This is a genomic window from Hyphomonas sp. UBA3195 (assembly GCF_002366485.1).
GTDB lineage: Bacteria > Pseudomonadota > Alphaproteobacteria > Caulobacterales > Hyphomonadaceae > Hyphomonas.
Genome location: NZ_DEXB01000039.1, coordinates 1 through 4,988 on the forward strand (window position 1 = coordinate 1; position 4,988 = coordinate 4,988).

6 protein-coding genes are annotated in these 4,988 nt (G+C 60.7%); 5 read left to right on the forward strand and 1 reads right to left on the reverse strand.

Annotated features, from left to right (window positions below; translation table 11 throughout):
* The 3 genes from B2344_RS11760 to infC all read left to right on the forward strand — a co-directional run.
* Positions 1-819 (forward strand): glycosyltransferase (locus tag B2344_RS11760; protein ID WP_290485276.1); only part of this gene is annotated, 819 nt, incomplete at its 5' end.
* Between the two features lie 17 nt (positions 820-836).
* Positions 837-1,871 (forward strand): glycosyltransferase family 9 protein, encoded by a 1,035-nt coding sequence (locus B2344_RS11765; protein ID WP_290485277.1) that lies wholly within the window; start codon positions 837-839, stop codon positions 1,869-1,871.
* Positions 1,872-1,969: 98 nt separating this feature from the next.
* The gene (infC, locus tag B2344_RS11770; RefSeq protein ID WP_339682161.1) at positions 1,970-2,509 is read left to right on the forward strand and encodes a translation initiation factor IF-3; all 540 of its coding nucleotides are present in this window, start codon (positions 1,970-1,972) and stop codon (positions 2,507-2,509) included.
* Between the two features lie 303 nt (positions 2,510-2,812).
* Here the strand turns inward: infC and B2344_RS11775 are convergent, their stop codons facing one another.
* The gene (locus B2344_RS11775) at positions 2,813-4,324 is read right to left on the reverse strand and encodes a S10 family peptidase (RefSeq protein WP_290485278.1); all 1,512 of its coding nucleotides are present in this window, start codon (positions 4,322-4,324) and stop codon (positions 2,813-2,815) included.
* 228 nt (positions 4,325-4,552) lie between these two features.
* Between B2344_RS11775 and rpmI the strand changes: the two genes are divergently transcribed.
* Entirely contained in the window at positions 4,553-4,756 is a 204-nt protein-coding gene (rpmI, locus tag B2344_RS11780) for a 50S ribosomal protein L35 (RefSeq protein ID WP_034816462.1), read from the forward strand.
* A gap of 38 nt (positions 4,757-4,794) precedes the next feature.
* On the forward strand, positions 4,795-4,988 hold a 194-nt coding region (rplT, locus tag B2344_RS11785), incomplete at its 3' end, for a 50S ribosomal protein L20 (protein ID WP_290480695.1).

The window sequence follows — 4,988 nt, forward strand, 5'->3', positions numbered from 1 at the left end:
CCGTTTGTGACCACCTATCACGGCGCCTATTCGGGCAAGACCAAGCTGAAGAAACGCTACAATTCGGTCATGGCGAAGGGCGATCTCGTGATCGCAAATTCGCAATGGATCGCCGCGCATGTGCAGACCGAACATGGCGTACCATTCGAACGCGTGGTGACCATTCCGCGCGGCGTGGACCTTGAGGCATTCGATCCGGCGGCTGTACCGCTGGCGCGCGTGAAAGCGGTCCGGGACGCGCTGGGCCTCCCGGATGATCCGCGCCAGATATTGCTGCTGCCGGGGCGCCTGACCGAGTGGAAGGGGCAATTGATCGCCATCGAGGCACTGGCCATGCTGGCGGCGGATGAGCGCGATAAGCTTGTGCTCGTGCTGGCGGGCGATGCGCAGGGCCGCAATACCTATGTCACGCGGCTGGAGCAGGCCGTGGTTTCCCACGGGCTCGACCGGGGCGTGATCATGTCCGAGCACATCACCGACATGCCGGCGGCCTATCTGGCGAGCGACATCGTGCTGGCGCCGTCTGTGCGGCCGGAAGCCTTTGGACGCGTGGCGGCCGAAGCCTCGGCGATGGCGCGTCCGGTGATTGTCACCGATCATGGCGGTGGACGTGAAACCGTGATCGAGGGCGAGACGGGCGCGCGGGTCGAGCCGGGCAATGCCCAGGCGCTGGCCGGGGCAATCCGGGCCCTGCTGTCCGTCGGTCCCCTGGCGCGGGACGGCATGGGCCGGGCGGGCCAGGCACATGTTCGACAGCATTTCTCCAAGCAGGGGCTTCAGGCGGCGACACTCGGAGTCTATAAGACCTTGCTGGAGTAGGGGAAATCGAGGGTCGTATGGCAAAATCGGTGAAACCGGCAAGTCCCGTCAATCCGGGCGCAAAAGCCCTGAATGTGCTGGTCATCAAGCTTAGCGCGCTGGGCGATTTTGTGCTGGCATTGGGCGCGATGAAGGCCGTGCGGGAAATGCACCCGAAAGCGCGCATCACGCTGCTGACGACGCCCTTCTTCAAGGAATTTGCCGAATTGTGCCCCTATGTGGACGCGGTCGAGACAGATGGCCGGCCGGACGGCATGAAGGCCACGGCGGCGCTGATTACCCGTATCCGCAAGGCGAAATACGACATCATCTATGATTTCCAGACCAGCGGGCGCACGAAAAATTATTTCACCGCGCTCAGCAAGACCGGCAAGGCACCGCTCTGGTCAGGCCATCATGAGAAGGCGGCTTTCTTCCATGACAATGGCGAGCGGGGGACGATGCATTCCATCGACCGTCTGGCCGAGCAGCTGGAAGTAGCAGGCGTGGCACCGGGCGGGCGGTGGCTCGGCAATACGGCGCCGAAGCCGGACCTGTCATGGGTGCGGCCGAAATTACGCGATGCCCCGCGCCTGCAGCCGGCCTATTTCAGCATTGAAGAGCCTTACATGCTGCTGATTCCGGGGGCCTCGGCTCACCGCGAAGCCAAGCGCTGGCCAGTTGAGAATTATGCCGAACTCGCAAAGCGCGTGGCCGATGCGGGCGTGACGCCCGTCATCATTGGCGGAAAGGCGGAAGGCCCGCTTGCGCACGAGATCGTGCGCAAGGAGCCGCGCACCAAAAGCCTGACCACCCGCACGGACCTGTTCCAGATCGTGGGCCTGGCCGAGAAAGCCCTGTTCGTGGTCGGAAACGATACCGGCCCGATGCATATGGCGGCGATTGCCGGCGCGCCGGGGGTGGCTCTGTTTGCCCTGACAGAGAGCAATCCGGACCATGCCGCCCCGCGCGGCGACAAGACCATCATCATCAATTCCGCGCCCACGCTCGCCGAACTCAGCGTCGATGATGTCTGGCAATCGGTCAGAGCGCTGGGTGTGCTGCCATCTTGACGGGCCGCCGGAAGTATAGAATGCCCGTCCGCCTTGAAGATGCCTGCATTAACGGGCATATTCAGGCATTCTTGAAATAGCGAAAAAGGAGATTCGCCATAGCTCGCAGACCAGACACCGGTGGACCACAGAAATCCACTGGCCCACGTATCAATGATGACATCCGCGCCGCCAAGGTTCTCTTGATTGATGAGAACGGCGAAAAGCAGGGCATTATGCCCCTGATGGCCGCAATGGATGCAGCCCGTGAAGCGGGCATGGACCTGGTTGAAGTTTCACCGAACCAGGAAGTGCCGGTCGTCAAGATTCTCGACTATGGCAAGCTCCGGTTCGAAGAACGCAAGAAGAAGGCGGCTGCGAAGAAGAAGCAGAAGTCTTCCGAACTCAAAGAAATCAAGATGCGCCCGAACATCGACACGCATGATTATGGCGTGAAGGCAAAGGCGATGGCGCGCTTCTTCGAGGCCGGCGACAAGGTGAAGGTCACCCTGCGCTTCCGGGGCCGCGAAATGGCGCACCAGCATCTCGGCATGGAATTGCTGAAGCGGGTACGCGATGATTTCGATGAGACGGCCAAGGTCGAACTCGAGCCGAAACTCGAAGGCCGCCAGATGACGATGGTGCTCGCACCGCGCTGATTTCGACGCCAGCTGATCCAGCACGATAAGCCGGACGGGCCACAAGCCCTCCGGTTTTTTCGTATGTGGCATGCGGAGAGACAAGGCCGCAGGTAAAGCTCATCGAGGAGGAGAGGAGGTTGCGACCCTGCCTCTACCGCCTGCCGGGACGTGTCAGGTCCCCATCCCGGCAAGGTTGCTCACCGGGATGACCTGAACAGAATGGCCCCTGCGTGGCTCTGTCGGATTCAGGCCGTCATATCTGTAACAGGAAGATGAAACTGGCCGGGGAGAGCCGTGTCGGCTCCCCCGGCCATTCAGGCCCTATTGACCCGCCTTGATGAAGTCTCGCACGTCGTCGGACAGTTTCTTCCCGTCGCTTTCGGCGAGGTACATCATGTGGCCCGCATCGTAATAGTCGAACTGGACACGGTCGAGCACGACGCCATTCTTGCGGAGTGCCATCTCGGCCCCAAAGAAGGGCGTGGCGAGGTCATACCAGCCGGACGCCAGCAACACACGCAACTCGGTATTCTCGCGCATGCCCTTGCCGAGCCAGGGCGTGACATTGACATAGGCCGGCCAGCCCTGCTGGCTCGTGCTCCAGTTCCATTGTGATCCCGGTTCGCCAGTCAGAACCTTGTAGGGGCGGGTGAAGTCCACTTCGAGTTCGCGGGTGAGATAGTCATTGATGGCGGCGACATAGGCGACGTCCATGCCGTAACCGGACGGATCATTCTCTGGCGTCTCGCCCGTGCCTTCGCTGTCGACGCCTTTATAGCGGCTGTCGAACCGGCCAACCGTATAGCCTTCGCGGCGCAGGAGTTCCTTGCGGAAGCGGTGCGGATCAACGCGCAGATTGGCGAGGCGAATCCATTCCGGCGACAGGCCGATGAAATCACTCATGTCCTGCGCGATACGGATATCGTCGGCTTCGCTCAGGGTTGAGCCACGGATCAGGGCAGGAGCCAGCGTGTCGGTGGCATAGTTGCGCGCGTCTTCGATGAAGGTGTCGAAATCATTGTTCCACTTCGCCTTGTTGGCCTTGCCATGATGCCAGGCAGTGGCCGCTTCGGTGGGGAAGAAGGCTAGGTGGGCGGTGTCATTGCCCGGCGCGAAACGGGCGGTCTGGAAATCCAGGATTGCGGAAATCAGGATCACGCCGTTCAGGCCGATGCCGTTCCAGCCGCCTTGCAGCTTTTCGGTCAGTGCGGCGGCGCGCGTGGTGCCATAGCTTTCGCCGGCAAGGTATTTCGGGCTGTTCCAGCGGCCATTCTCGGTCAGCCAGATGCGGATGAACTCGGCGATGCTTTCGGCATCCTCATTCACGCCGTAGAACTCCTTGCCCTCCGTCTCGCCCAGCGGGCGGGAATAGCCTGTGCCAACCGGATCAATGAAGACGAGATCGGTGACATCCAGCAGCGAGTTTGGATTGTCCCGCATCGTGTAGGGCGGCGCGCCAACGTCGGAGGCGTCTGACGGGGTGATGACCTGTTTCGGACCAAACGCGCCCATATGCAGCCAGAGCGAAGCGGAGCCCGGTCCGCCATTAAAGACGAAGGTCACCGGGCGCTGGGCGGCGCTGCTCGTGCTGGTATCGACATAGGAGACCGAGAAGACCGAGGCGGTCGGCTCGTCCTTGTTGTCACGCAGATAGGTCTCACCCGCGACGGTCTTGTACTTCACCGTCTTGCTGCCGAGGCGCAGCGTATGATCGGAGGTGAAGCTTTGCGCTTCCGGAATGTCGGGCGTCTCTTTCGCGCCATTTCCATTGTCTTCGGCAAGACCGGGCAAGACGAGAATCGCCATGCAGGCGGCGAGGATAAGTGTGCGCATGAAAACAGCCCCTGAAACTTTATAACACTTCGCGACTTTATCAGGGGAAGAGGCGAGGGCAAGCCATCGTCGAAATCGCCTGCAGTATCAGCATATCCGCCTCTTGATTCTCCGCCTCTGATCCGTCATAAGCCGCCACTTCCGAGCGGTTTGGGCGAACGGCATGCCCTCCAGCTCATGAACCCTGGGCCGCCTATATGGTGTGAGCTCGACTACAGGAGAGATGAAATGCCGAAGATGAAGACCAAAAAGGCCGCTGCAAAGCGGTTCAAGATCACGGCAACCGGAAAGCTCAAGCACGGCGTCGCGGGTAAGCGTCACCGCCTGATGAGCCACAATTCGAAGTACATTCGTCAGAACCGCGGCACGAAAGTCGCCTCTCACGCTGATGTCGCACGCGTTGTGAAGAAATTCCTGCCTTACGGCCTTTAGGCCCGTATCCTTCAAGATCTTGATTTAGGAGGCCTAAGATGCCCCGTTCACGTAACAAAGTTCCCGCCCACGCCCGCCACAAGAAGATTCTGAAGCAGGCAAAGGGTTTCCGTAACCGCCGCAAGAATACGTTCCGCATCGCGCACCAGTCCGTCTGGGAAGCCGGTCAGTACGCTTATGTCGGTCGTAAGGTCAAAAAGCGGAAGTTCCGCTCGCTCTGGATCCAGCGCAT

Bases quoted from the DNA above. Each gene is read 5' to 3' on its own strand.
- B2344_RS11765 (WP_290485277.1), top strand. From the start codon at position 837: ATGGCAAAATCGGTGAAACCGGCAAGTCCCGTCAATCCGGGCGCAAAA.
- B2344_RS11775 (WP_290485278.1), bottom strand. From the start codon at position 4,324: ATGCGCACACTTATCCTCGCCGCCTGCATGGCGATTCTCGTCTTGCCC.
- rpmI (WP_034816462.1), top strand. From the start codon at position 4,553: ATGCCGAAGATGAAGACCAAAAAGGCCGCTGCAAAGCGGTTCAAGATC.